Origin of the sequence: Arthrobacter zhaoguopingii (genome assembly GCF_009828595.1) — a bacterium.
Classification (GTDB): Bacteria; Actinomycetota; Actinomycetes; order Actinomycetales; family Micrococcaceae; genus Arthrobacter_D; species Arthrobacter_D zhaoguopingii.
On sequence record NZ_WPNY01000006.1, the window covers coordinates 19962 to 43475 of the forward strand.

Annotated in this window: 21 protein-coding genes; 4 read left to right on the plus strand and 17 right to left on the minus strand. The window is 69.5% G+C overall.

Annotated elements, in window-relative coordinates; all coding sequences use genetic code 11:
- Window positions 1-22 precede the first annotated feature (22 nt).
- The 17 genes from GVV86_RS09525 to GVV86_RS09605 form a co-directional block, all read right to left on the minus strand.
- The gene (locus tag GVV86_RS09525; protein WP_159615631.1) at window positions 23-1465 is read right to left on the minus strand and encodes an NAD(P)/FAD-dependent oxidoreductase; all 1443 of its coding nucleotides are present in this window, start codon (window positions 1463-1465) and stop codon (window positions 23-25) included.
- Window positions 1466-1524: 59 nt separating this feature from the next.
- Window positions 1525-2874, minus strand: a complete 1350-nt coding sequence (locus GVV86_RS09530) for a S8 family serine peptidase (RefSeq protein ID WP_159802749.1) — start codon at window positions 2872-2874, stop codon at window positions 1525-1527.
- A 94-nt stretch (window positions 2875-2968) separates the two neighbouring features.
- Window positions 2969-3913, minus strand: coding sequence for a Ppx/GppA phosphatase family protein (locus GVV86_RS09535; RefSeq protein ID WP_159802650.1), 945 nt, complete (start codon window positions 3911-3913; stop codon window positions 2969-2971).
- Window positions 3910-4563 (minus strand): DUF501 domain-containing protein, encoded by a 654-nt coding sequence (locus GVV86_RS09540; protein ID WP_159802651.1) that lies wholly within the window; start codon window positions 4561-4563, stop codon window positions 3910-3912. The genes GVV86_RS09535 and GVV86_RS09540 overlap by 4 nt, the downstream gene beginning before the upstream one ends.
- Before the next feature lie 46 nt (window positions 4564-4609).
- On the minus strand, window positions 4610-5308 hold the full coding sequence (locus GVV86_RS18470; RefSeq protein ID WP_201291418.1) for an FtsB family cell division protein: 699 nt from the start codon (window positions 5306-5308) through the stop codon (window positions 4610-4612).
- A gap of 75 nt (window positions 5309-5383) precedes the next feature.
- Window positions 5384-6664 (minus strand): phosphopyruvate hydratase, encoded by a 1281-nt coding sequence (gene eno, locus GVV86_RS09550; protein WP_159615625.1) that lies wholly within the window; start codon window positions 6662-6664, stop codon window positions 5384-5386.
- A 110-nt stretch (window positions 6665-6774) separates the two neighbouring features.
- Window positions 6775-7542: a MazG nucleotide pyrophosphohydrolase domain-containing protein gene (locus tag GVV86_RS09555; protein WP_246199560.1), complete on the minus strand. Its 768-nt coding sequence runs from the start codon at window positions 7540-7542 to the stop codon at window positions 6775-6777.
- Window positions 7543-7548: 6 nt separating this feature from the next.
- On the minus strand, window positions 7549-8691 hold the full coding sequence (locus GVV86_RS09560; protein WP_159615623.1) for an adenosine deaminase: 1143 nt from the start codon (window positions 8689-8691) through the stop codon (window positions 7549-7551).
- Window positions 8692-8730: 39 nt separating this feature from the next.
- Window positions 8731-9408, minus strand: coding sequence for a DedA family protein (locus GVV86_RS09565; protein WP_159802652.1), 678 nt, complete (start codon window positions 9406-9408; stop codon window positions 8731-8733).
- Between the two features lie 264 nt (window positions 9409-9672).
- Window positions 9673-10959 carry a thymidine phosphorylase gene (locus GVV86_RS09570; protein ID WP_159802653.1) on the minus strand — a complete coding sequence of 429 codons (1287 nt, stop codon included), beginning with the start codon at window positions 10957-10959 and terminating at the stop codon, window positions 9673-9675.
- Window positions 10960-11004: 45 nt separating this feature from the next.
- On the minus strand, window positions 11005-11421 hold the full coding sequence (locus tag GVV86_RS09575; protein WP_159616132.1) for a cytidine deaminase: 417 nt from the start codon (window positions 11419-11421) through the stop codon (window positions 11005-11007).
- 103 nt (window positions 11422-11524) lie between these two features.
- A complete protein-coding gene (locus GVV86_RS09580) occupies window positions 11525-12814 on the minus strand; it encodes an ABC transporter permease (protein WP_159615617.1) in 1290 nt (429 codons plus the stop codon).
- Window positions 12811-14202, minus strand: coding sequence for an ABC transporter permease (locus GVV86_RS09585; RefSeq protein WP_425513927.1), 1392 nt, complete (start codon window positions 14200-14202; stop codon window positions 12811-12813). The genes GVV86_RS09580 and GVV86_RS09585 overlap by 4 nt, the downstream gene beginning before the upstream one ends.
- Window positions 14199-15743 carry an ABC transporter ATP-binding protein gene (locus GVV86_RS09590; RefSeq protein ID WP_159615615.1) on the minus strand — a complete coding sequence of 515 codons (1545 nt, stop codon included), beginning with the start codon at window positions 15741-15743 and terminating at the stop codon, window positions 14199-14201. The genes GVV86_RS09585 and GVV86_RS09590 overlap by 4 nt, the downstream gene beginning before the upstream one ends.
- A 140-nt stretch (window positions 15744-15883) precedes the next feature.
- On the minus strand, window positions 15884-16984 hold the full coding sequence (locus GVV86_RS09595) for a BMP family lipoprotein (RefSeq protein ID WP_159802654.1): 1101 nt from the start codon (window positions 16982-16984) through the stop codon (window positions 15884-15886).
- Window positions 16985-17260: 276 nt separating this feature from the next.
- Window positions 17261-18463, minus strand: a complete 1203-nt coding sequence (locus tag GVV86_RS09600) for an amidohydrolase (protein ID WP_120167029.1) — start codon at window positions 18461-18463, stop codon at window positions 17261-17263.
- Window positions 18464-18584: 121 nt separating this feature from the next.
- Complete coding sequence (locus tag GVV86_RS09605; RefSeq protein WP_159615611.1) at window positions 18585-19721, minus strand: mannose-1-phosphate guanylyltransferase; 1137 nt, start codon at window positions 19719-19721, stop codon at window positions 18585-18587.
- Between the two features lie 228 nt (window positions 19722-19949).
- Between GVV86_RS09605 and sdhC the strand changes: the two genes are divergently transcribed.
- Genes sdhC through GVV86_RS09625 form a run of 4 tightly spaced genes read left to right on the plus strand, consistent with a single transcriptional unit; the run spans window position 19950 to window position 23420 of the window.
- The gene (gene sdhC, locus GVV86_RS09610; RefSeq protein ID WP_120167033.1) at window positions 19950-20330 is read left to right on the plus strand and encodes a succinate dehydrogenase, cytochrome b556 subunit; all 381 of its coding nucleotides are present in this window, start codon (window positions 19950-19952) and stop codon (window positions 20328-20330) included.
- 3 nt (window positions 20331-20333) lie between these two features.
- Window positions 20334-20801 carry a succinate dehydrogenase hydrophobic membrane anchor subunit gene (locus GVV86_RS09615; RefSeq protein ID WP_159615607.1) on the plus strand — a complete coding sequence of 156 codons (468 nt, stop codon included), beginning with the start codon at window positions 20334-20336 and terminating at the stop codon, window positions 20799-20801.
- Between the two features lie 55 nt (window positions 20802-20856).
- Window positions 20857-22635, plus strand: coding sequence for a succinate dehydrogenase flavoprotein subunit (sdhA, locus tag GVV86_RS09620; RefSeq protein ID WP_159802655.1), 1779 nt, complete (start codon window positions 20857-20859; stop codon window positions 22633-22635).
- On the plus strand, window positions 22635-23420 hold the full coding sequence (locus GVV86_RS09625) for a succinate dehydrogenase iron-sulfur subunit (protein ID WP_120167038.1): 786 nt from the start codon (window positions 22635-22637) through the stop codon (window positions 23418-23420). The genes sdhA and GVV86_RS09625 overlap by 1 nt, the downstream gene beginning before the upstream one ends.
- Window positions 23421-23514 lie beyond the last annotated feature (94 nt).

Genomic DNA, 23514 nt, shown 5'->3' on the forward strand with positions numbered 1-23514 from the left:
CGTCTCCGGCGGACCGGTTGGATCAGGCGTTCGAGGCAGCCTTGCCGCTTGCCTTTCCGGCCGGGACCGGAGGTGCCGACTGAAGGGCGGTGTCCTTCTTCGGCGGCGGAGTGGCGGCGTTGCGGAACTGGCGGCGCGGGGTCTGCAGGTCCGCGATCGGGGCAAGGTCCCTGCCGAAGATGAAGCTCATCGACCAGTTGGAGATGACCCGGGCCTTGCGCTCGAACATCGGCATGGCCATGCCGTGGTACCCGCGGTGGGCCAGCCAGGCCGGGAAGCCGCGCATCCCAAAGCCCATGATGTTGGCGACACCCTTGAAGGTACCGAAGCCCGCGACGGCACCCAGGTTGGTGTGCTTGTACTCCTGGACGCGGCCTACGCCGTAGTTCTGCGCGTAGATGTTCTTGGCGAGGCGCTTCGCCTGGCGCACGGCGTGCTGGGCGTTGGGGACGCAGAACCCTCCCACGCCGCCGCCGCTGAGGTCGGGCACGGCCGCGACGTCGCCGGCGGTCCAGGCGTGCTGGAGGGGTCCGTCGTCACCGGTGATGCGCAGCTCGGCGTTCGCGCGCAGGCGGCCGCGGTCATCGACCGGGAAATCGGTGGAGCGGACGACCGGGTTGGCCTGCACGCCCGCGGTCCAGATGAGGGTGTCGGAGGCGAACTCGTCGGCCGGGGTCTTGTCCGGCATGTTGATCAGCTTCAGGTTGCCGTCCACGGCGCTGGCAAGCGAGGTGTTGAGCAGGACCTGGATGCCGCGTGAGCGCAGGTGCTCGACGACCCAGACGGCCTGCTGCTCGGTGACCTCGGGCATGACGCGCGGCATGGCCTCGATCAGTACGAAGCGGACGTCGGAGCGTTTGAGGCGGGCGTTCTTCTTCACCGCATCGCGGGCCATGTCCTCCATCTCGGTGATGGCTTCGATGCCGGCGAACCCGCCGCCGACGACGACGAAGGTCAGCATGCGGTCCCGGGCCGGGCCGGCGGGCATCAGCGAGCCGGTCTCGATCCGCTCGAGGATCTGGTTGCGCAGCGCGACGGCCTCTTCGATCGTCTTCAGGCCGATGCCCTGGTCCTTCAGCCCCTCGATGGGGAAGGTGCGGGTGATCGCGCCGGCGGCCATGACGATGTCGGTGTAGCCGAGCGTAAACGGCTCACCCTCGCCTGCGGGCTCGATCGTGGCGGTGCGCGCGGCGTGGTCGACCGACGTGACCCGGCCGCTGATGAGCTCGGTCTGGGGCAGGTGGACGCGGTGCGAGACGATGGCGTGGCGCGCCTCGATGCTTCCGGCGGCCACCTCGGGGAGGAACGGCTGGTACGTCATGTAGGGAAGGGGGTCGACCAGGGTGACAATGCCACCGTGGGACTTCACCTTCTTCTGCAGATTGCGGGCCACGTAGAGGCCGACGTAGCCGCCTCCGACGACGAGGATGCGCGGACGATCAGAGAACAGTGAGTTCGATGCCATGGCTCGATAGTACCGGACTTTGTGAAAGTCTTCACTAACTGTGAGGAACCTCTACCTGCTCAGCCGCGCGCGCTCCCGTGACCGGTTTCCGCTGGGCGGTCGGTCCGCTGCGGGACGTCGAAGGCACCGGTGTCCGGCTCCTCCCGCGGGGGCGCCAGGCGCTCGGCGCGGCGGACACGCAGGACGTGGACGGTTCCGGCCACCAGGAGCAGGACGAACAGGCCGGAGAAGCCCAGGACCACCACCGGGGGCAGCACCGTCGAGGATCCGGCCCCTTCGTGGGCCTGCGGGACCGGGGCGGCCGGGATGTCGGGAGCGGCCGTGTTCTCGGCCGGAGCCGGAGGTGCCGCCTCGGCGGGCGGCTTCCCCCGCCGGTACACCTGGATCCACTGCTCGATGCTGCCGAGCTGGTTGGCCTCGGGGACCTCGACCCCGGGGCCGACGGCGGCGGCGACGTCCAGGATGCCGTGCCCGTAGATGGTGTCGAAGCCCGGCGCGCCGGCGTCGCGGGCCGTTCCGACAATGCGGTTGATGACCTGCGCGGCGCTCAGCTCCGGGTACTTGGAGCGGATCAGCGCCGCCACCCCGGAGACGAGCGGCGCGGCGCCCGAGGTTCCCGACCATTCGGCGTAGAAAGCCCCGGGCAGCCCGCCGACAAGGTTCTCCGACGGCGCCGCGACGGCGATGCTGATGCCCTCGGACGAGGATTCCCTGCTCGCGACCCCGCTGCGGTCCAGCCCCGCGACCGACAGGACGCCGGGAATGGTGGCGGGTGCGCCGACCTGGGTGAGCCCGCCCGCCCGGTTGCCCGCGGCGGCCACGATGACGACGTCGCGCTTCTCGGCGTAGAGGAACGCCTCGTCCCAGCTCTCGGGCCAGGTGGTCGAGGTGCTCCCGAGCGACATGTTGATGACCTTGGCCCCGTTGTCCACCGCCCAGCGCACGGCATTGGGGATCTGCTCGTCCGTGCCGACCCCCGCCGGGTTGGGGCCGCTGTTGGGCCCCTCGATCCACACCGACACGGCGAGCAGGTCAGCCTTCGGGGCCACCCCGACGATGCCGTTGGGGCCCTGGCCGTAAGCTTCGAGCGGGGACTGCGCGGCCCCTTCGGTGGGACGCGGCCCATGCCCCCTGCCGGCGAGGAGGGTCGACACGAGGGTCCCGTGCTCGGGGACCTCCCCGATGCCCTGCTGGCCGTCCCCGCGCCCGGCGCCCGAGGCGTCGATCCCGGCGGTGACGGCGCCGCGCAGGTCGGGGTGGGAGCTGTCGACGCCGCTGTCGATCACCGCGACCTTGACCCCTTCGCCCTGGGTTGACTTCCAGGCCTCGGTTACCCCGTAGTCCTCCAGCCAGTACTGCTTGTCCCGGACGTGGTCGGCCCGGGCCGGGGCGGCAGTGCACAGCAGCATTGCCGCGGCGAGGACCGCCGCGGCGGCTCGGGAGGCTCGGCGGCGGGCCGCCCGGGTGGGTGAAAGGGCGCTGGAGGGCGAAAAGGTCAAAAAATCACTTCCGGAGGGCGGGAACGCTGAGGGCGATGCCGTCGAGGATGTCGTGTTCGCTGGCCACGGCGGAGTCGACCCGGCCGCCGGTGGCCTCGGCGATGTGCTCGACGACGCACTTCCAGATCAGGGCCCCGGCGCCGATGACGTCGACCCGGCCGGGGTGCATGTAGGGCAGGGCCGCGCGGGCGGCCCGGTCGCGGCGCAGCAGGTCGTCGGCGGCTCCGGCGATGGCGGTGGTGCTCAGGCGTGCGCCGTGGATGCGCTCCGGAAGGTAGGAGGGAAGCTGAAGCGCGTGCGCTGTCACCGTGGTGATACTTCCGGCGACACCGATCAAAGTGCTCACCTCCCCGAAGGGCACCTCGCGTCCGGCCTCGCTGATCAGCGCGCGGACCTCGCGTTCCATCGCCTCGATTTCGGCCCCGGTGGGCGGATCGGAGCGGAGGAAGCGTTCGGTGAACCGGACGCAGCCCATGTCCATGCTCCGGGCAGCGGTCACGACGCCGCCGCGCCCCGCGACGAACTCGGTGCTGCCGCCGCCGAGGTCTACGACCATCACCGTATCCGTGTCGGGCACGTCGAGCACGCTCACGGCGCCGCGAAAGGACAGCGAAGCCTCCTCGTCACCGCTGACCACCTCGGGCTCGACGCCGAGGCGCTGGCGGATGCCCTCGACGAAGACGTCCCGGTTCTCGGCGTCGCGGGAGGCGGAGGTGGCGACGAAGCGGAGCCCTTCGGCGCCGTGCCGGCGGATCAGTTCGGCATATTCCTCGGTGGCTTCGAAGGTCCGCGTCAGGGCGGCCTCGGAGAGCCGGCCGGTGGCGTCGACCCCCTCCCCGAGCCTCACCACCCTCATGCGCCGTTCGACGTCGGTCAGCACGCCGTCCTCGATGTCGGCGATCAGCAGCCGGATGGAGTTCGTTCCACAGTCAACCGCGGCGGTCCTCATTGTTTCTCCTGTGCTTCGGCTCGTCGCCCGGCACGCTTGCGCTCGAGCTCTTCGGGGCTGAGTCCCTGGGTCTTGGTGTGCCGGCTGAGGTCGGCCGACGGCGGCTCGCCGGAGGTGTCCCAGGCGCCGGTGCAGTAGCAAACGTCGGCGGTCCACCACTCGGCGATGCCCTCAAGCGCCTCGTCGCCCAGTGGGTTGACGCCGGGCCCTGCGGCCAGGGAGTGCCCGACCAGCACGTGGAGGCACTTCACCCGGGTGGGCATGCCGCCGGCGGATACCCCGGCGATCTCGGGAACCGGGCCCGTCCCGGCCCGCCTCCCGACCTCCTCGCGTGCGGCAAGGTAGGCCTCGTGCGCGGCCCGGTACCGTGCGGCGAGGTCGGCGTCCCGGCCGAGCCGCCCGGTCATTTCCGTCATCACGCCGTCGGCCTCGAGCCGGGACACGGCGGAGGTGATCACCGGGTGGGTCAGGTAGTAGGTGGTGGGAAAGGGAATGCCGTTGCCGAGGCGGGGTGCGGTCACGGCCACCAGCGGGTTGCCGCACACGCACCGCGCCCCGATCTCGACGACGTCGCGGACCGGCCGCCCGAGCTGGCGGCTCAGGACCTCGTGGTCCCGGTCCGTGGGGGTCCGCTCGTCCTGCTGAGCCACTTGGGGTCCTTCCTTGCTGCCCGTGCGGGCAGGTGTTCGAGTGTTGTCAGTCCGTCGCGGCGCGGGAGACCGATTCCCACAGCGAGTCGACCCACGGGAGGTCCTCGGGCTGTCCGGCGGAGCCGGTGCCGGTTGACTCCTCGATGCCCGAGCCACCCTTGACGAGGTAGCGCTTCTCCCCCGGCATCACGAGGAAGATGCGTTCACGAGCCTGCTGCTTGATGTAGGCGGGGTCGTCCCAGCGGGCCAGATCCGCCCGGTGCTGCTCCTGGGCCTGCTGCTGCTCGGCGATCTGGTCCCGAAGGGCCGCCACCTCGCCCTGCTGGCGGAGGTAGTTGGTCACCGAGGGGACGAGCAGCACGATCACCGCAACGAGGACGAGGGCCAGCGCCAGCAGGCGTCCGGAAAACGACTGCGCCGGAATGGGTTTGGCATCCTCGGCCGGAACGATCACGCGGTTCCGGGGGCGGACGGCGCTGGCCCCGGCCCTGCGGATGGCCCCGGCGAGCTGCTCCCGTTCGGCGGCCCGGACCTCGGACGGCGTTGGATGTTTCCGGGCCGGGGCGGGCTGGGGTGCGGGTGCCGTGGCGGCGGCGGGCTTGGTCCGGACGCGGTCCGCCGGCGGCCCTCCGACCTGCCCCGCATGGGCGCCGGGTTTCGCCGGGGGCGCCCCGGCAGCCGTCCGGTCCGCCGCGTGGGGCGACGGACGGACGGCACGCGGCACATTGGGGCGGCGGGCAGACATGGCACTCCTCGGCTGGTTGCTGCGACGGGATCCTTACGGACCCCGTCTAACGAGGGTAACTGCCCTCCGGTTCAACTATGCAGTGAAACGCGGGAAGGCGCTGCGCCCGGCATAACGGGCGGCGTCGTCGAGTTCCTCTTCGATGCGCAGCAGCTGGTTGTACTTCGCGACGCGCTCGGACCGCGCGGGGGCGCCGGTCTTGATCTGGCCGGCGTTCGTGGCAACACAGATGTCGGCGATCGTGGTGTCCTCGGTCTCGCCGGAGCGGTGCGAGGTGATCGTGGTGTAGCCCGAGCGCTGGGCCAGCGAGATCGCGTCGAGGGTCTCGGTCAGCGTGCCGATCTGGTTGACCTTGACCAGCAGCGAGTTGGCCGTGTCGGCGGTGATTCCGCGCTCGAGGCGGGTGGGGTTGGTGACGAACAGGTCGTCGCCGACGATCTGGACCTTGTCGCCGAGGGACGCGGTGAGGGCCTTCCAGCCCTCCCAGTCCTCCTCGTCCAGGGGATCCTCGATGGACACCAGCGGGTAGTCGCGCACCAGCTCTTCGTAGTAGGCGCTCATCTCGGCGGTGCTGAGGGACTTGCCCTCGAACGTGTAGACCCCGTCGCTGTAGAACTCCGAGGCCGCGACGTCAAGGGCGAACGCGATGTCGGTTCCGGGCTTGTAGCCGGCCCGCTCCACCGCGGTGGTGATCAGGTCGAGCGCGTCCCGGTTCGAGGGAAGGTTCGGGGCGAAGCCGCCCTCGTCGCCGAGGCCCGTGGCGAGGCCCTTTTCCTTGAGGACGGCCTTGAGCTCGTGGTAGACCTCGACGCCCCAGCGTAGGCCCTCGGAGAAGGAGGCGGCACCGAGGGGGACGATCATGAATTCCTGGATGTCGACGTCGGAGTCCGCGTGGGAGCCGCCGTTGAGGATGTTCATCAGGGGCACGGGGAGGACGTGCGCGTTGGGGCCGCCCAGGTAGCGGTAGAGCGGCAGGGCCGAGGATTCGGCGGCGGCGCGGGCCACGGCGAGCGAGACGCCCAGCATGGCGTTGGCGCCGAGGCTTGACTTGTTCTCGGTGCCGTCGAGGTCGAGCATCGCCTGGTCGATGGCGCGCTGGTCGGCGGCGTCGAAGCCGAGGAGGGCGGGCTGGATCTGGTCGATGACCGCCTCGACGGCCTGCAGGACGCCCTTGCCCAGGTAGCGGGCCTTATCGCCGTCGCGGCGTTCGTTGGCTTCGAAGGCACCGGTGGAGGCGCCGGAGGGAACGGCGGCGCGGCCGAAGGTGTCGTCGTCGAGCAGGACCTCCACCTCAACGGTGGGGTTGCCGCGGGAGTCGAGGATTTCCCTCGCGTGGATGGCGTCGATGATTGCCATGGAAATGCTCCTTTGGGTTGGAGTGGTCGAGATTCCACCGCGGGACGGTGGTCAAAGCGTTGGCAGTGCCGTCTTAAGCGTAGTTCACCGCCGCGGGCGGCGGACGCCCGTCACCCGGCTCCACCCGGCGCAGGACCGGCCACCGAGTCCTGGAAGCGGCGGACGGCGGCGCGCAGGGCCCGCTCCGGGTCGAGCCCCCGGGAGGCGGCACCGCGCACCAGCGCGAAGAGGGCATCGCCGAGCTCCTCCTCGGTGTGCGGGCCGGCCGCGCCGGATGCGGCTCCGTCGGGCGCGGCCGCGTCGTCGGGGTCGGGCAGCGCGCCGAGTGCCCCGGCCCGGTGCAGGCTCGAGGCGGCGCGGGCGAGGGCGGGCAGGTGCCGAGGAATACCGTCGAAGGCCGAGGCGCGGTCCGGCCGTTCGCGCTCCTTCACCGTTTGCCAGGTCCGGGCGATCTCCTCGGCGCTGGCGCCCGCACCGCCGCCGGAGGCCACCAGCGAACCGTCGGCAGCGAAGACGTGGGGGTTCCTGCGGATCATCTTGGCTGTCAGCCCCTCCGCTACCTCCCGCAGGCCGAAGCCGCCCTGCTCGTGTTGAAGCTGGGCGTGAAGCACCACCTGCAGCAGCACGTCGCCCAGCTCCCCCAGCAGCTCGGTCCGCGCCCCGGCGGTCCCGGCCTCCGCGCCGGCGGGCCCGCCGAGCGCTTCGAGGGCCTCGACGAGCTCGTAGCTCTCCTCGATCAGGTACTGCACGAGCGAGGCGTGGGTGAGGGCGCCCATCCACGGGCACCGGGCCCGCAGGACGGCGATGACCTCAACGAGGCGGTCAACCGCGGCGCCGGCGCCGCCCGCCGGGTCGGCGGATTTGGGTGCGTCGGGCATGGCGGCCTAGGAGGCGGCGGTCTCGAACTCGGACACGACGTACTCCGTCAGGGCCTCCCGGTCCTCGAGGGGAAGGAAGGCGGCGTCGACGGCGTTGAGGGTCAGCTCCAGCAGGTCGCTGAGGTCGTACCCGAAGGTGTCGGCGAGGAGTTCGAACTCCCCGGTCAGGCTCACCCCGCTCATCAGCCGGTTGTCGGTGTTCACTGTGACCTTGAAGCCCAGCTGGTACAGCATGTCGATCGGGTGGCTTCCGATGTCGTTCCCGAAGGACTCAACCGCCCCGGTCTGCAGGTTCGACGACGGGCACAGCTCCAGGGCGATCCCGCGGTCGCGCACCCAGGCGGCAACCCGGCCCAGGATGGCGGTCTCGACGCCGTCCTCCCCGTTCCCGGTGGCGTCGGCGCCCTCGAGGGAGATGTCCTCGGCGATCCGCACCCCATGGCCGAGGCGCAGTGCCCGCCCGGAGACCAGCGCGTCGACGATGCTCTCCAGCCCGTCGGCCTCGCCGGCGTGGACGGTGGCGGGGAACTGGTGGGCGGCGAGGTAGGTGAACGCGTCGGCAAGCCGGGAGGGCGGGAAGCCCTTTTCGGCTCCGGCGATGTCGAAGCCCACGGCGCCGCGGTCCCGGTGCCGGACGGCAAGTTCGGCGATTTCCTGGCCGCGGTCGGCGTGGCGCATGGCGGTGATGAGCTGGCCGACCTGGATGGCCCGCCCGGCGGCCCGGGCGGACGCGACGCCCGCGGAGAGCCCTTCCTGCACGGCCTCGACGGCCTCATCCAGGCTCAGGCCCTGGGCGGTGTGCTGCTCGGGAGCCCAGCGCACCTCGCCGTAGACGACGCCGTCGGCCGCGAGGTCCTCGACGAACTCGCGGGCCACCCGCACCAGGGCGCCGCGGGTCTGCATGACGGCGATGGTGTGGTCGAAGGTCTCGAGGTAGCGCACCAGCGATCCGGAATCGGCGGAGTCGAGGAACCACCGGCCGAGCGCTTCCGGGTCGGAGGCCGGGAGGGTATGCCCCACCTCGGCCGCCAGCTCGAGAATGGTCGCGGGGCGCAGGCCCCCGTCGAGGTGGTCGTGGAGGGAGACCTTGGGGAGGCTGCGGATGTCGAAGGAGGTGCCAGGGGCGGAGGTCTGGGAGGAGTTCGTCACGCGTTCAACCCTACAGGTGGGCCCGGACGGGCCGCACCCTCAGGCGGCCTGGTCGATGTCGGGAAGATCCGGTCCGGCCGCCGCCGGAAGCACCCGGGGCGCCGCCCTGCCGGAGGCCGCGCTGAGCACCCGGTCGACGACCACGCCGATCACCACGGCCACCGCGATCGCCACGGCGACCCCCAGCAGCTGGTTGCCGGCGAACCACGCACCGGCCAGCGCGCCGATGCCCACGGAGTACGCCCCCCAGACGCCCCCGGCGAGGGCGGACAGGGCGACGAAGCGCCGGCGCGGGTAGCCGGTGGTGCCGGCGGCGAGGTTCACAGCCACCCTGCCGATCGGCAGGAAGCGGCCCACCAGGAGCAGGGAGGCGGCCCGCTTGTCGAGCTCGTACTTCGCCCAGGCGAAGGAGCGGCGCATGCGGGGCCGGCGCATCCACCGGAAGCGGGTCAGCCCGATCCCCCGGCCGATGGCGTAGGCGGTATTGTCGCCAAGAAAAGCCCCGAGCGAGGCGGCCAGCATCAGCAGCCAGGGGTTGGGGTGGCCCTGGGTGAGGATCAGGGACGCCAGGCCCACGACCACCGATTCGCTGGGGAAGGGCGGGAAGAACCCGTCGACGGTGCAGCAGACGAACACCACCAGGTACACCCAGGGCTGTGCCGCGGCGTCGATGACCCATTCGTTGATCCCGGCGAGCAGGGCGACGATCAGGTCCATGGGGAACCGCCGGCCGCAGGCCCGCACCGCCGGGTGGGATCCTCGTTATCACGCATTGGATCATTCTGCTCCGGCCCAGGAAGGGCCCGCATCAGGGAGACCCCCTAATTGGGCCCCCTATCACCCCTGCTTCGCACCCCTACTTCGCACTCCTCCTTCGCACTCTTAGAACGCACCACCTCCCACCGCCGCGCCCGTTCAGGCGCACGGGGTCCCCGCCGGCCCGGGTGCGGTCCGGGTGCGGGCCGGCGGGGAGTGCCGGTGCTAGGAGACCCGGTCGAGGATGAGTTCCTGGGCCGGCCGGGATCCCTCCGGGGCGATCACGACGGCATCGGCGAGGGCCTCGCGTGCACGCTCGAACCGCTCCGGGGTGTCGGTCAGCAGGGTCATCAGCGGCTCTCCCGCACGCACCAGCGCTCCGGGCTTGGCGTGCATCCGTACCCCTGCGCCCGCCTGCACGGCGTCCTCCTTGCGGGCGCGGCCGGCGCCGAGCCGCCACGCCGCCACACCGACGGACAGGGCGTCGAGTTCGACGAGCACGCCGTCGGCGGGGGCGTAGATGGTTTCGGATTCCTTGGCGACGGGCAGGGTGGCGCGGGGATCTCCGCCCTGCGCCTCGATCATGCGGTTCCAGACGTCCATCGCGCGGCCGTCGCGGAGCGCCGCGGCGGGGTCGGCGTCGGGCACGCCCGCCGCGGCGAGCATCTCCTCGGCCAGACGTACGGTGAGTTCGACGACGTCTTCGGGTCCTCCGCCCGCCAGGACCTCGACGGATTCCTCGACCTCGATGGCGTTGCCGGCGGTGAGTCCGAGCGGGGTGCTCATGTTCGTCAGCAGGGCCACGGTGCGCACTCCGGCGTCGGTGCCAAGGTCGACCATGGTGCGCGCCAGTTCGAGGGCGTCCTCGCGGGTCTTCATGAAGGCGCCGGTGCCCACCTTGACGTCGAGGATCAGCGAGCCGGTGCCCTCGGCGATCTTCTTGCTCATGATCGAGGAGGCGATGAGCGGAATGGCCTCAACGGTGCCGGTGACGTCCCGCAGCGCGTAGAGCTTCTTGTCGGCGGGGGCCAGACCGGTTCCGGCCGCGCAGATCACGGCGCCGACGTCGGCGAGCTGGCGCATCATCTCGTCATTGCTCAGGTGTGCCCGCCAGCCGGGGATCGACTCAAGCTTGTCGAGGGTGCCGCCGGTGTGCCCGAGGCCGCGGCCGGAGAGCTGGGGCACGGCGACCCCGAAGACGGCCACGAGGGGTGCCAGCGGCAGGGTGATCTTGTCGCCCACCCCGCCGGTGGAGTGCTTGTCGCTGGTGGGCCGGCCCAGGGAGGAGAAGTCGAGGCGCTCCCCGGAGGCGATCATCGCCGCGGTCCAGCGCGAGATCTCCGCCCGGTCCATGCCGTTGAGCAGGATGGCCATGTTCAGTGCCGCCATCTGCTCGTCGGCGACGGCGCCGCGCGTGTAGGCGTCGATCGTCCAGTCGATCTGTTCCGGGGTGAGAGTGCCCCGGTCCCGCTTGGTCCGGATGATGTCGACGGCGTCGAAGGCTTCGGTCATGGTTCTACCTCTGGGGTTCGTGGGGGGGGTGGGTCGCGCTGGGATTCAGGAGAGGTTCTCGGGCCCGAAGGCGTCCGGAAGGACCTCGTCCATGGTGCGGATGCCGCGGACTGTCTGCAGCACCATGCCGGGGGCGCGGAACTCGTAGAGCAGCTGGCGGCAGCGCCCGCACGGCATCAGGGTGTTCCCCGAGCCGTCGACGCAGCTGAAGGCGACGATGCGGCCGCCGCCGGTCATGGCCAGGCTGCTCACCAGTGCGCATTCGGCGCACAGGGTCAGCCCGTAGGAGGCGTTTTCGACATTGCACCCGGAGATGATGCGGCCGTCGTCGATCAGGGCCGCAGCCCCGACGGGGAACTTCGAGTAGGGGACGTATGCGCGCTGCATCGCGGCGGTGGCCGCCTGCTTCAGTTCCTCCCAGGGGAGGTCGCGGGGTTCGAGGGCCGGGTCGGTCACCGGTATCGCTCCTTCGGCGGGTTCGGGTCGGTCGTGGGATTTCGTCGTGGGATCTCGGGCGGAGTCTGCGGCTGGATCCCGGGGCCGGGGCGGCCCCGGGATCCGGTGCTCAGCCCTTGACGTAGGGGATGCCGCTGGCTCCCGGTGCGCGGGAGCGCCCGACGAGGCCTGCGACGGCGAAGACCGTCACCACGTAGGGCAGCATGCGGAGGAACTGGTCCGGGACCGGGGTCCCGAGCAGGCTGAGCACGTTCGAGAGGTTCGTTGCGAAGCCGAAGAGCAGTGCCGCGAAGAACGCACCGATCGGGTTCCACCGGCCGAAGATCAGCGCGGCCAGGGCGATGTAGCCCTGTCCGGCCGTCATGTCGCGGCCGAACCCGGAGACCGAGACCAGCGTGAAGAAGGACCCGCCGACGCCGGCGACGACACCGGCGAGCAGCACGTTCATGAACCGCATCCGGTTGACGTTGACGCCCAGGGTGTCCGCGGCCTTGGGGTGCTCGCCGACCGCGCGGGTCCGCAGGCCCCACCGGGAGCGGAAGAGCGCCACGTAGATGACGGCGACGGCGATGTACATGAGGTAGCCGACGATGGTCTGCTCGAAGAGGATCGGGCCCAGGATGGGGATCTCCGACAGCACCGGGATGCTCAGCACCGGAAGGCGCGGCGGCGAGTTCCACGTTTCGGCGTCCTTGCTCAGCACGGAGGAGAACAGGAAGCCGGTCAGGCCCGAGACGAGCACGTTGAGCACGACGCCGACGATCACCTGGTTGACGATGTAGCGGATGCTGAACACCGCCAGGAGGAAGGAGACGATGACGCCGGCGAGGGCGGCCGCGAACAGGCCGACGATGGCGCTGCCGGAGACTGACGCGGCGACGGCCGCCGCGAACGCCCCGAAGAGCAGCTGGCCCTCGATGGCGATGTTCACGACGCCGGAGCGTTCGCTGAGCACTCCGGAGAGGGAGCCGAAGATCAGCGGCACGGCCAGGGTCACCGACCCGGCGAGCAGCCCGTACAGGGCGACGTTGGGGTTGTTGGCGCTGCCGACGACCCAGGTGAGGAAGCCGATGAGGAAGAGCACCGCGAAGACGGCCACGAGCCAGACGGGCACCGCCGACCCGCGCCGGACTGCGAGGACCGCCAGGACCGCGAGGGCGGCCAGCACGACGGCGGTGAGCCAGCCGGTCGCCGCCGCGGGCAGCACCAGGTCGGGCAGCACGATGGCGTCGTTGGGGTCCGAGAGCCGGAAGGTCACATTGTTGCGGGGCGCTCCCGCACCGAAGACCAGCAGGGCGACGAGGGCCAGAACGGCCAGCAGGATCGGGGTCTTCCAGCTGCGGACTGCTCCTGCGGGTGCTGCGGAGCGGTCCGGGGCTGCGGTGGTGACTGTACTCATGCTGCGCCTCCGGTGGCTGCGGTCTTGCGGTTCCTGCGGGCCGGCTGGACGGCTCCCGGGGTGGGCAGGCGGAAGAGCGACCGCACCAGCGGTGGGGCCGCGATGAACAGGACGATCAGTGACTGCACGACCAGGACGATGTCGATGCTCGTTCCGGTCGAGGCCTGCATGGTGACGCCGCCGGCGCGGAAGGCCCCGAACAGGAGTCCCGCGGCGAACGTTCCCCACGGGCTGGAGCGGCCGAGCAGCGCGACGGTGATGGCGTCGAAGCCGAAGCTCGCGGCCACCCCGGAGGTGAGGACCTTCTCGGTGCCGGCGACCTGGGCCACACCGGCGAGCCCGGCGAGGGCGCCGGCGATGGCCATGGCGAGGATGTAGCCCTTGCTGACGCTCACTCCAGCGGTGCGGGCGGCGGAGGCATTGGCGCCCACGGCCCGCAGTTCGAAGCCGACGGTGGAGCGGTTCAGCAGCCACCAGACGAAGACCGTGGCCAGGACGGCGACGACGAAGCCCCAGTGGAGCCGGAAGCCGCTGCCCAGCAGCGGCGGGTAGAGCGCCGTCGCCTCGAGCTGCGGGCTGATCGGGTTCGTCGAGCCCGGGCGCTGGAAGCCGGGGGTGCTCAGCAGGTACAGCACCAGGTTGATGGCGATGTAGTTGAGCATGATGGTGAGGATGACCTCGTGGGCGCCGGTGCGCGCCTTGAGCACGCCGACCAGTCCGCCCCAGATCGCGCCGCCGAGCATGCCGGCGAGGATTACGAGCAGCAGGTGCACACCGAAGGGCAGGTCGAGGGTGAACCCGACCCAGCCGGCGAGCGTGGCGCCGATCAGGATCTGGCCCTGGGCGCCGATGTTGAACAGCCCGGCACGAAAGGCCAGGGCGACGCCGAGGCCGGCGCAGATCAGGGGCGTGGCGACGGTGAGGGTCTGGGTCAGCGGGTAGATCATCCGGGCGAAGCTGTCGCCGCCGGCATTGAAGACCGAGCCCTGGAACAGGGCGGCGTACGCACCGGAGGCGGCCGACCAGGCGGCGCCGAGAGTGTCCATGGGCCGGGAGAAGAAGTAGGAGGCGGAGCGGGCCACGTCTTCGTCGGTAACGGCGATCAGCAGCCCGCCGAGGATGAGCGAGAGGACCACGGCCAGCACGGCCACCAGGGCGTTGCCGGTCATGATCCGCTGCATCAGCGGCTGCTCATCCCCCGGTCCGGCCGCGGCGAGGGCGGCCGGGGCGGCGGGCACGGCCGGCGGCGGCACCTGTCCCCCACCGGTCTCGGCGGCGGCCTCGAGACGCCGTTCCTCCTCGCGGGCGGCCTCCTGGGCTGCCCGGCGGGTAGGCGGCTGACTGCCGGCGGTATCCGGTGTCACCGGCGGATTTTCCTGCGGACTCACTGGTCCCCTCCTTGAAGTTCGGTGGCCTGTGCCAGGGCCTCGTCGGCGTGCATGCCGGCCATCATCAGGCCCAGGACATCGCGCGAGGTGTCGGCCGGGACGATCCCCATCAGGCGTCCCCGGTACAGCACGGCGATACGGTCGGCGAGTTCGAGGACCTCGTCGAGCTCGGTGGAGACGATCATCACGGGGGTGCCGCCGTCGCGTTCGGCGACGATGCGTTTGTGGAGGAATTCGATGGACCCGACGTCGACGCCGCGGGTGGGCTGGGACGCGATGAACAGTTTGAGCGGCCGGGAGAACTCCCGAGCCATGACGACCTTCTGCTGGTTGCCGCCCGAGAGCGTTCCCGCCGCCGCGGAGGCGGACTGGGTGCGCACGTCGTATTCGGCGATCTTCTCCTGCGCATTTTTCTCGATCACGGCGGGACGCATGGTCAGGCCGCGTGCGAAGGGCGCCTCGTCGTAGCGGTTGAGGATGAGGTTTTCGGCGACGGAGAAGGTGCCTACAAGGCCCTCGACGCTGCGGTCCTCGGGGACGAACCCGACGCCCTCCTTGATCACGTCGCGGACGCTGCGCCCCAGCAGCTCCTCGCCGTCGAGGGTGATGGAGCCGCTCACGTGTTCCTGGAGGCCCATGATGGCCTCCGTGAGCTCGGTCTGGCCATTGCCCTGGACGCCGGCGATGGCCAGGATCTCGCCCTGGGCGATGTCGAAGCTGAGCCCGTCGACGACGTGCTGGCCGTTGGCCGCGCGCACCGTGAGGTCACGCACCCGGAAGGTCACCTCGCCGGGGGCGGCCGGGGCCTTCTGGAGGGTCAGGCTGACCGAACGGCCCACCATCAGGGAGGCGAGTTCGGTGGTTGACGCGCCGGGTTCGGCGGTGCCGACCACTTTGCCGCGCCGGATGACGGTGATGACGTCGGAGACGGCCTTGACCTCGCGCAGCTTGTGGGAGATGAAGACGATCGACTTGCCGTCGGCCTTGAGCTGGCCCATGATGCCGAGCAGCTCGTCGGTTTCCTTGGGCGTCAGGACGGCCGTCGGTTCGTCGAGGATGAGCACCTCGGCGTCACGGACCAGGGCTTTAATGATCTCGACTCGCTGCTGGACGCCCACCGGGAGGTCCTCGACGGTGGCGTCGGGGTCGACGTCGAACCCGTACTGGTCGGAGATCTGCCGGATGCGGGTGCGGGTCTCTGAGAGGTTGAGGAGCCCGCCCGCGCCGACCGACTCATTCCCGAGCGCCACGTTCTCGGCGACGGTGAAGACGGGCACGAGCATGAAGTGCTGGTGCACCATGCCGATGCCCGAGGCCATCGCCTCGCCGGGGCCGGAGAAGGTCACGGGCTTGTCGTTGACGAGGATGGTGCCCTCGGTCGGCTGGTACAGCCCGTAGAGGACGTTCATGAGCGTCGACTTGCCGGCACCGTTTTCGCCCAGGAGGCTGTGGACCTGTCCGGGTTCGACCACGAGGTCGATGTGGTCGTTGGCGACCAGGGAACCAAACCGTTTGGTGATTCCTTTGAGTTCGAGTTTCACAACCCACCCAATCTGTTCTGTGCGGAGACTTTCATTGTTCGAACCGGCACCGGGTGCCCCCGCCCCGGTCCACAAAAACGAACCGCTTCCCTCCCGGGGATTGGATCCGCAGGAGGGAAGCGGTTCAAGACTGCCTTGTGCTACTTGGGGCTGGCTGCGGACTCAACCGCGATGTCGCCCGAGATGATCTGTTCCTTGATCTCGTCGAGCTCGCCCTGCAGCTCTTCGGGAACGTTGGCTTCCTGGTCGTGGAACGGGGCCAGGGCCACGCCCCCGTTCTCCAGGGTGCCGACGTACGGCGAGTTGTCGAAGTCGCCCTCGACGTCGGAGCTGATGACCTCGTTGACGGCGTCGCCCATGAGCTTCATGACGGAGGTGAGGATGAACTCCTCGCCCTTGCCTGCGGTCTCGTAGCCGTCGGAGTCGACCCACACGACGGTGGCGTTCTTGCCGCCCTCGTTGGCTTCGATCACGGCGTCGAGGGTGCCCAGGCCGACCGGCCCGGCGACCGGCATGATGACGTCGGCGCCTTCGTTGATGAAGTTCTGGGTGTTGGTCTTGCCCGCACCCTGGTCGTTGAAGTTGCCGATGAAGGTGCCGTTCTGGGCTTCCTTGTCCCAGCCGAGCAGCTCGACGTCGGCGTCCTTCTGCTCGTTGTAGTAGTCGACACCGTCCGAGAAGCCGTCCATGAAGATGGTGACTGTGGGGATGTTGATGCCGCCGTAGGTAGCGACCTTGCCGGTCTCGGACGTTGCCGCCGCCGCGTAGCCGGCCAGGAAGGCGGCCTGCGCCGTGTCGTAGATGATCGGCTTGACGTTGTCGGCCTCGATCGAGTTGTCGTCGACGATCGCGAAGTGCGCCTCGGGGTTGGCCTCGGCCGCTTCCTTGGTGGTGTCTGCGAGCAGGAAGCCGACGGTGACCGTGAGGTCGCAGCCCTGCTGGACCATCTGGTCGACGTTGGGACCGAAGTCGGTCTCGGCCTGGGACTCGGCCTGGTTGATCTCGATGCCGAGTTCCTCCTCGGCCTTCTTCAGTCCTTCGTAGCTCGACTGGTTGAAGGAGCGGTCGTCGAATCCGCCCGAGTCGGACACGATGCAGCCGAGGTAGTCCGAGCTCTCACCGGATCCACCGGCCTCCTCGGCGGGCGGTGCGCCGCAGGCGCTGAGAATGAGGGCCGACGCACCGAGGACGGCAGCCGAAAGGGCGGCGCCGCGCCTGGTTGTGCGCAGTGAGTTCTTCAATATTCCTCCAGAAAAGAAAGATGAGCCCCGCGGCTGAACGCCGGTGAGTGTCCGCTCCGAGTCGTGCTCGAAGCTCTGTTTTCACTGGTCGGGCCACGGCGCTGGCGGCACCTTGAGTGCAGCACAGTATGGGATCACTCTAGTGGGCGGGTGACGCGCGACACTACCACCGCCGTCGGCCACGTCAACATTGTTCGGGATTTGTTACACCTCAGGATATCCCACGGTGTGTGCCGGCCGCGCCGGTCAGCTCCGGTCAGTGCCGGTCAGTGCCGGTCAGTGGCGCAGGCCGAGCACCGCGCGCAGCGCGGCGGCGGCCATGACGCGCACGCCGCAGCCGATGGCGTGCTCGTCCGGAATGTAGTCGCCGCGGTGCAGGTCGAAGGTCTCGCCGCGCGGAGTGCGCGTGCCAAGGCGCATCATGGCGCCGGGCACCTCCTGGGTCATCCACGCGAAGTCCTCCCCGCCCATCGACTGCGGGGTGAGGACGACGGCGTCGGGGCCCAGTTCGGCGCGGGCGGCGGCTTCGAGCAGCCCGGTCTCCGCCTCGGAGTTGATCACCGGGGGCACGCCCCGGATATGTTCGAGCTGCACCTCCACCCCAAACGGTGCGGCGGCCTGGCGCACCGCATGGTCGAACAGGTCGCCGGCGGACTGCCAGGCCTCCCCGTCGAGGCAGCGCAGGGTGCCCGAGAGGAACCCGTGGGCCGGGATCGCGTTGGGCGCCGAGCCGGCGTGGATCTGGCCCCACACCACTGACACCGAACTGCGGACGTCGATGCGCCGGGAGAGCACGGCGGGCACGTTGACGGCGATGGAGGCCAGCGCGAAGGTCAGGTCCTCCGTCAGGTGCGGGCGCGAGGTGTGGCCGCCGCGTCCGGTGAGTTCGACCCGAAGGGTGTCGGAGGCCGAGGTGATCGCCCCGATGCGGGTGCCCACCTGGCCGACGTCGATGCGCGGGTCGCAGTGCAGGGCGAGGATGCGCGGGACATCGGCGAGGATCCCCTGGGCGATCACCTCGATCGCACCACCGGGCATCGTCTCCTCGGCGGGCTGGAAGATGATGCGCACCGTGCCGTCGAGGGGTGTCTGGGCGTCGATCGAGGCGAGCACCAGCGCCACGCCCACCATGACGGTGGTGTGGATGTCGTGGCCGCACGCGTGGGCCACGCCCGGGTTGACCGAGGCATACGCAAGGCCGGTCTCCTCGACGATCGGCAGCGCGTCGATGTCCGCGCGCAGGCCCACCTTGATGGGCCCCTGCCCGATGTCGACGCACACGCCCGTGTTTTCCAGCCGCTTGGGCTGCAGGCCGGCCTGCTCGAGGCGTTCGACGATGCGGTCTGTGGTCCGGTATTCCTTGTATGAAAGCTCGGGATGGGAGTGGAGGTCGCGCCGGAAGTGGGTCAGTTCTTCGAGCAGGGGGGCGAGCCACACGCCGATGTGCGGTACTGCTGCGTCGGGGCGTTTGAGTTCCACGCTCCAAGCCTACCGACCCGCGCCCCCGGAACCGTAAAGCGGGCGCCGGCCGGCGTCACCGAAGGTCTCAGGACCTGCCCCGGCCGGCCTCCGCCCTGACCTGGTCCCGTCCGCGGCCGGGTCAGAGGACGTCGGTGTCGCCGCTGGCCCGCAGGTGCTCCACGGCCTTCTTGACCTCCTGAGCGTGTTCCTTGGTCGTCACCAGCAGCGCGTCGGGGGTGTCGACGATGACGACGTCGTTGATGCCGATCAGTGCGATCACCCGTTTGGTATCGGAAACGACGATGCCTGAGGCGTTTTCGGCGAAGACCCGCGCCCCCTCCCCCATCACAGTGATCTTGCTTGTTTCGGTGGCCGGGTGCAGCCTGCCGATTGCCGCGAAGTCTCCGACGTCGTCCCAGGTGAACCTGCCCGGGATCATGGCGACGTCGCCGGCGGCAGCTGCGGGCTCGGCCACGGCGTAATCGATGGCGATCTTCGGCAGGGACGGCCAGACCCGCCGCGCGGTCTTCACCCGGCGCGGGGTGTCCCAGTCGTCGGCGATTTCGCTCAGGCCGGCGTAGAGCTCGGGCTCGTTCGCCTCGAGGTGCTTGAGCATCAGCGCCACCGGCGCCACGAACATGCCGGCGTTCCAGCTGTATTTGCCCGATTCGAGGTAGCCGCGCGCCACCGGCTCCGAGGGTTTCTCGACGAACTCGATGACGGCGTGCGCGCTGGGCGCCCCAGCGATGTCGAGAGGCTCGCCCGCCCGGATGTACCCGAACCCGGTGGACGGGTGCGACGGCTCGATGCCGATGGTGACGATATAGCCCTGGGCCGCCGTGTGGATCGCCTCGCGCACCGCGTCCTGGAAGACGTCGACGGGGGTGATGACCTGGTCTGCGGCGAAGGAACCCATGATGATGTCCGGGTCCCGGCGGTACAGGATGGCCGCGGCCAGTCCAATGGCCGCCGCCGAATCCTTGGGCTCGCTCTCAAGGACAAGGTTGGTGTCCTCAAGCTCGGGCAGCTGGGCGAGGACCGCCCGGCGGTGCACCACACCGGTGACGACCATGGTGCGCCCCGGACACAGCGGCCCGAGCCGGTCGTAGGTCGCCCGGATCAGGGTGCTGCCGGAACCGGTGAGATCGTGCAGGAACTTCGGCGCGGCGGCGCGGGACAGCGGCCACAGCCGGGTGCCGACTCCGCCCGCGGGGATCACGGCGTGGAAGCGGTCGAACACGTTCTGGGGTTGGGCGGCTGCCCTCTCTGTAGTCATCGCCTCCCACGTTAGCTGACACCTCGGGAGCGCGCGGGAACGATTTTCGGAAACACCAGTACCGCGGCCCGGTCCGTCAATGTGAATAGCCTCACAGTATAGGGGAGCCTAAATTGAAGGCGGCCCGTCCACGGCCTAGATTATCCTTGACTTAGAGTGCTCTCGCACCGGCGACATTCCTGCGTGGAAGACACGCTAACGCCCGTGCGATGCAGGGAGGTAAATTCAATGCCGAAGACACCAGCTGGCACCCTCTACCGTGGCCGGGAGGGCCAGTGGTCGTGGGTAGCACACCGCATCACCGGGGTAGTGATTTTCTTCTTCCTCCTCGTCCATGTCCTGGACACGTCGCTGGTCCGGGTCTCACCGGAAGCCTATGACGCGGTCATCGCCGCCTATAAGAACCCCATCATGGGCCTGGGCGAGCTCGGCCTCGTCGGCGCCATCGTGTTCCACGCCTTCAATGGGCTCCGCGTCATCGCCGTGGACTTCTGGAAGAAGGGCCCGCGCTACCACCGCCAGATGCTGTGGGGCGTCGTCGGCCTCTGGGCGCTGACAATGCTCGCCTTCTCCATCCGCCATCTTTCGGTTGTCTTCGGAGGTCACTAAGCCATGGCTGTTCCCACTGTAGAAAGCCCCCGCTCGGGGCGCGTCTCCCCCGGCTACTCCCGCACCCGCTCCTCCCGCGGCAACTTCGAGATGGGCGCCTGGCTGTTCATGCGCCTGTCCGGGGTGGTCCTCGTCGTGATGATCTTCGTCCACCTGTGGACGTCCCTGGTGGCCGGCGACGGCATCAGCCAGGTCGACTTCGGCTTCGTGGCCGGCAAGTGGGCCAGCCCGGTCTGGCAGGTCTGGGACCTAGTGATGCTTTGGCTGGCCATGCTGCACGGCACCAACGGCGTGCGCACCATCATCAACGACTACGCGGAGAAGAACTCGACGCGCATGTGGCTCAAGGGCGTGCTCTACACGGCCACCGTCGTCATCATCCTCCTGGGCACCCTTGTCATCTTCACCTTCGACCCCTGCCCGGTCATCGACGGCGTGGCCCACGTCGCCTCCTACTGCCCCACCGCGTAGCGGCGCAGGCCGCCCGGGCGGCCGCTTCATTGTTTCAACAGAAAGAGCGACAAGCATGCAGGTCCACAAGTACGACGTCGTCATCGTCGGAGCAGGCGGCGCAGGGATGCGCGCGGCCATCGAGTCCGGCCAGCGGGCGCGCACGGCTGTACTGACAAAGCTCTACCCCACGCGCTCACACACCGGCGCCGCCCAGGGCGGCATGTGCGCCGCTCTCGCCAATGTCGAGGAAGACAACTGGGAGTGGCACACGTTCGACACCGTCAAGGGCGGTGACTACCTCGTCGACCAGGACGCCGCGGAGGTGATGGCCAAGGAAGCCATCGACGCCGTGCTCGACCTCGAGAAAATGGGGCTGCCGTTCAACCGGACCCCCGAGGGACGCATCGACCAGCGGCGCTTCGGCGGCCACACCCGCGACCACGGCAAGGCGCCGGTCCGGCGGTCCTGCTACGCCGCGGACCGCACCGGGCACATGATCCTTCAGACGCTTTATCAAAACTGCGTCAAGCACAACGTCGAGTTCTACAACGAGTACTACGTCCTCGACCTGCTGATGGTCGACCAGGAAGTGACAGTCGACGGGGTGACCCGCCTGCAGAAGCGCGTCGCCGGCGTCGTCTCCTACGACCTCGCCTCCGGGGAGCTCCACATCTTCCAGGCGAAGTCGGTCGTCTTCGCCTCCGGCGGTGTCGGCAAGGTCTACAAGACCACCTCCAACGCCCACACCCTCACCGGCGACGGCATGGGCATCGCTTTCCGCCGCGGCATCCCCCTCGAGGACATGGAGTTCTTCCAGTTCCATCCGACCGGCCTCGCCGGGCTGGGCATCCTGCTCTCGGAGGCTGCCCGCGGCGAGGGCGCGATCCTGCGCAACTCCGAGGGCGAACGCTTCATGGAGCGCTACGCACCGACCATCAAGGACCTCGCCCCGCGCGACATCGTCGCCCGCTCGATGGCCAACGAGGTCCGCGAGGGCCGGGGCTCCGGGCCGAACAAGGACTATGTGCTTCTCGACCTGACGCACCTTGAGCCGGCGCACATCGACGCAAAGCTCCCGGACATCACCGAATTCGCACGAACCTACCTCGGCGTTGAGCCCTATACCGAGCCGGTGCCGGTGTTCCCGACGGCCCACTACGCCATGGGCGGGATCCCCACGAACATCAAGGCCGAGGTCCTGCAGGACAACGACACCATCGTGCCCGGGCTTTACGCCGCCGGCGAGGTGGCCTGCGTCTCGGTGCACGGCTCGAACCGGCTGGGGACCAACTCGCTGCTCGACATCAACGTCTTCGGCAAGCGCGCCGGCATCTACGCCGCGGAGTACGCCCTTACCGCCGACTTCGTCGACATCCCCGAGGACCCGCTGGCCGATACCGTCGCCCTGCTCGACACAGCCCGTAGTTCCGAGGGTGGGGAGCGCGTCGCCCAGATCCGCAAGGAACTCCAGGACATCATGGACGCCAACGTCCAGGTGTTCCGCACCGAGGAGACCCTGCTCGAGGCGCTGCGCGTCATTGACGGGCTCGAGGAGCGTTATAAGCGCATCTCCGTCCAGGACAAGGGCAAGCGGTTCAACCTCGACCTCCTCGAGGCCGTCGAGCTCGGGTTCCTGCTGGACATGGCCAAGGTCATGACGGCCGCGGCCCTGCACCGCAAGGAGTCCCGCGGGGGCCACTTCCGCGAGGACTACCCGACCCGCGACGACGAGAACTTCATGACCCACTCGATGGCCTACAAGGACCCCAGCGCCGTCGAGACCAGCGGCGTCCGCCTTGAGACCAAGCCGGTCATTTTCACCCGTTACCAGCCGATGGAGCGTAAGTACTGATGAGCACCCCAACCATCGAAAAAGAGCCGGCCTCGAAGGTCGAGCTTCCCGCCGGCGTCGGGGGCGGGGAAATCCCCTCCTTCGACATCACGCTCAAGGTCCGCCGCTACAACCCCGAGGTCTCCGACGAGGCGCACTGGGACGAGTGGCAGCTGACCATGTACGGCACCGACCGCGTGCTCGACGCCCTGCACAAGGTCAAATGGGAGCACGACGGTTCGGTCTCCTTCCGCCGCTCCTGCGCCCACGGTGTCTGCGGTTCCGACGCAATGCGCATCAACGGCCGCAACCGGCTCGCCTGCAAGACCCTGCTGAAGGACCTTGACACTTCCAAGCCGATCCTGGTCGAGCCGATCAAGGGCCTGCCGGTGGAGAAGGACCTGATCGTGGACATGGAGCCGTTCTTCCAGTCCTACCGCGAGATCATGCCGTTCCTGATCACCAAGGGCCACGAGCCCACCCGGGAGCGCCTGCAGTCCGCCGAGGACCGGGAGCGCTACGACGACACCACCAAGTGCATCCTGTGCGCCGCGTGCACCTCGTCCTGCCCCGTGTTCTGGACCGACGGCCAGTACTTCGGCCCCGCCGCGATCGTCAATGCGCACCGGTTCATCTTCGACTCCCGCGACGACGCCGGCGACATGCGCCTTGAGATCCTCAACGACAAGGAAGGCGTGTGGCGCTGCCGCACGACTTTCAACTGCTCGGAAGCCTGCCCGCGCGGCATCCAGGTCACCAAGGCCATCTCCGAGGTCAAGCAGGCCATCCTGACCCGCAAGATCTGACCCGACGCGGTACCGGTGGCCCCGGCCACCGCTGCGTCCGAAAAGGGCGGCCCCGGCGGGGCCGCCCTTTTGGCATCGCGCCCTTTCCGATCCC

Bases quoted from the DNA above. Each gene is read 5' to 3' on its own strand.
- GVV86_RS09525 (WP_159615631.1), bottom strand. From the start codon at position 1,465: ATGGCATCGAACTCACTGTTCTCTGATCGTCCGCGCATCCTCGTCGTC.
- GVV86_RS09530 (WP_159802749.1), bottom strand. From the start codon at position 2,874: ATGCTGCTGTGCACTGCCGCCCCGGCCCGGGCCGACCACGTCCGGGAC.
- GVV86_RS09535 (WP_159802650.1), bottom strand. From the start codon at position 3,913: ATGAGGACCGCCGCGGTTGACTGTGGAACGAACTCCATCCGGCTGCTG.
- GVV86_RS18470 (WP_201291418.1), bottom strand. From the start codon at position 5,308: ATGTCTGCCCGCCGCCCCAATGTGCCGCGTGCCGTCCGTCCGTCGCCC.
- eno (WP_159615625.1), bottom strand. From the start codon at position 6,664: ATGGCAATCATCGACGCCATCCACGCGAGGGAAATCCTCGACTCCCGC.
- GVV86_RS09555 (WP_246199560.1), bottom strand. From the start codon at position 7,542: ATGCCCGACGCACCCAAATCCGCCGACCCGGCGGGCGGCGCCGGCGCC.
- GVV86_RS09565 (WP_159802652.1), bottom strand. From the start codon at position 9,408: ATGGACCTGATCGTCGCCCTGCTCGCCGGGATCAACGAATGGGTCATC.
- GVV86_RS09570 (WP_159802653.1), bottom strand. From the start codon at position 10,959: ATGACCGAAGCCTTCGACGCCGTCGACATCATCCGGACCAAGCGGGAC.
- GVV86_RS09580 (WP_159615617.1), bottom strand. From the start codon at position 12,814: ATGAGTACAGTCACCACCGCAGCCCCGGACCGCTCCGCAGCACCCGCA.
- GVV86_RS09605 (WP_159615611.1), bottom strand. From the start codon at position 19,721: ATGACTACAGAGAGGGCAGCCGCCCAACCCCAGAACGTGTTCGACCGC.
- sdhC (WP_120167033.1), top strand. From the start codon at position 19,950: ATGCCGAAGACACCAGCTGGCACCCTCTACCGTGGCCGGGAGGGCCAG.
- GVV86_RS09615 (WP_159615607.1), top strand. From the start codon at position 20,334: ATGGCTGTTCCCACTGTAGAAAGCCCCCGCTCGGGGCGCGTCTCCCCC.
- sdhA (WP_159802655.1), top strand. From the start codon at position 20,857: ATGCAGGTCCACAAGTACGACGTCGTCATCGTCGGAGCAGGCGGCGCA.
- GVV86_RS09625 (WP_120167038.1), top strand. From the start codon at position 22,635: ATGAGCACCCCAACCATCGAAAAAGAGCCGGCCTCGAAGGTCGAGCTT.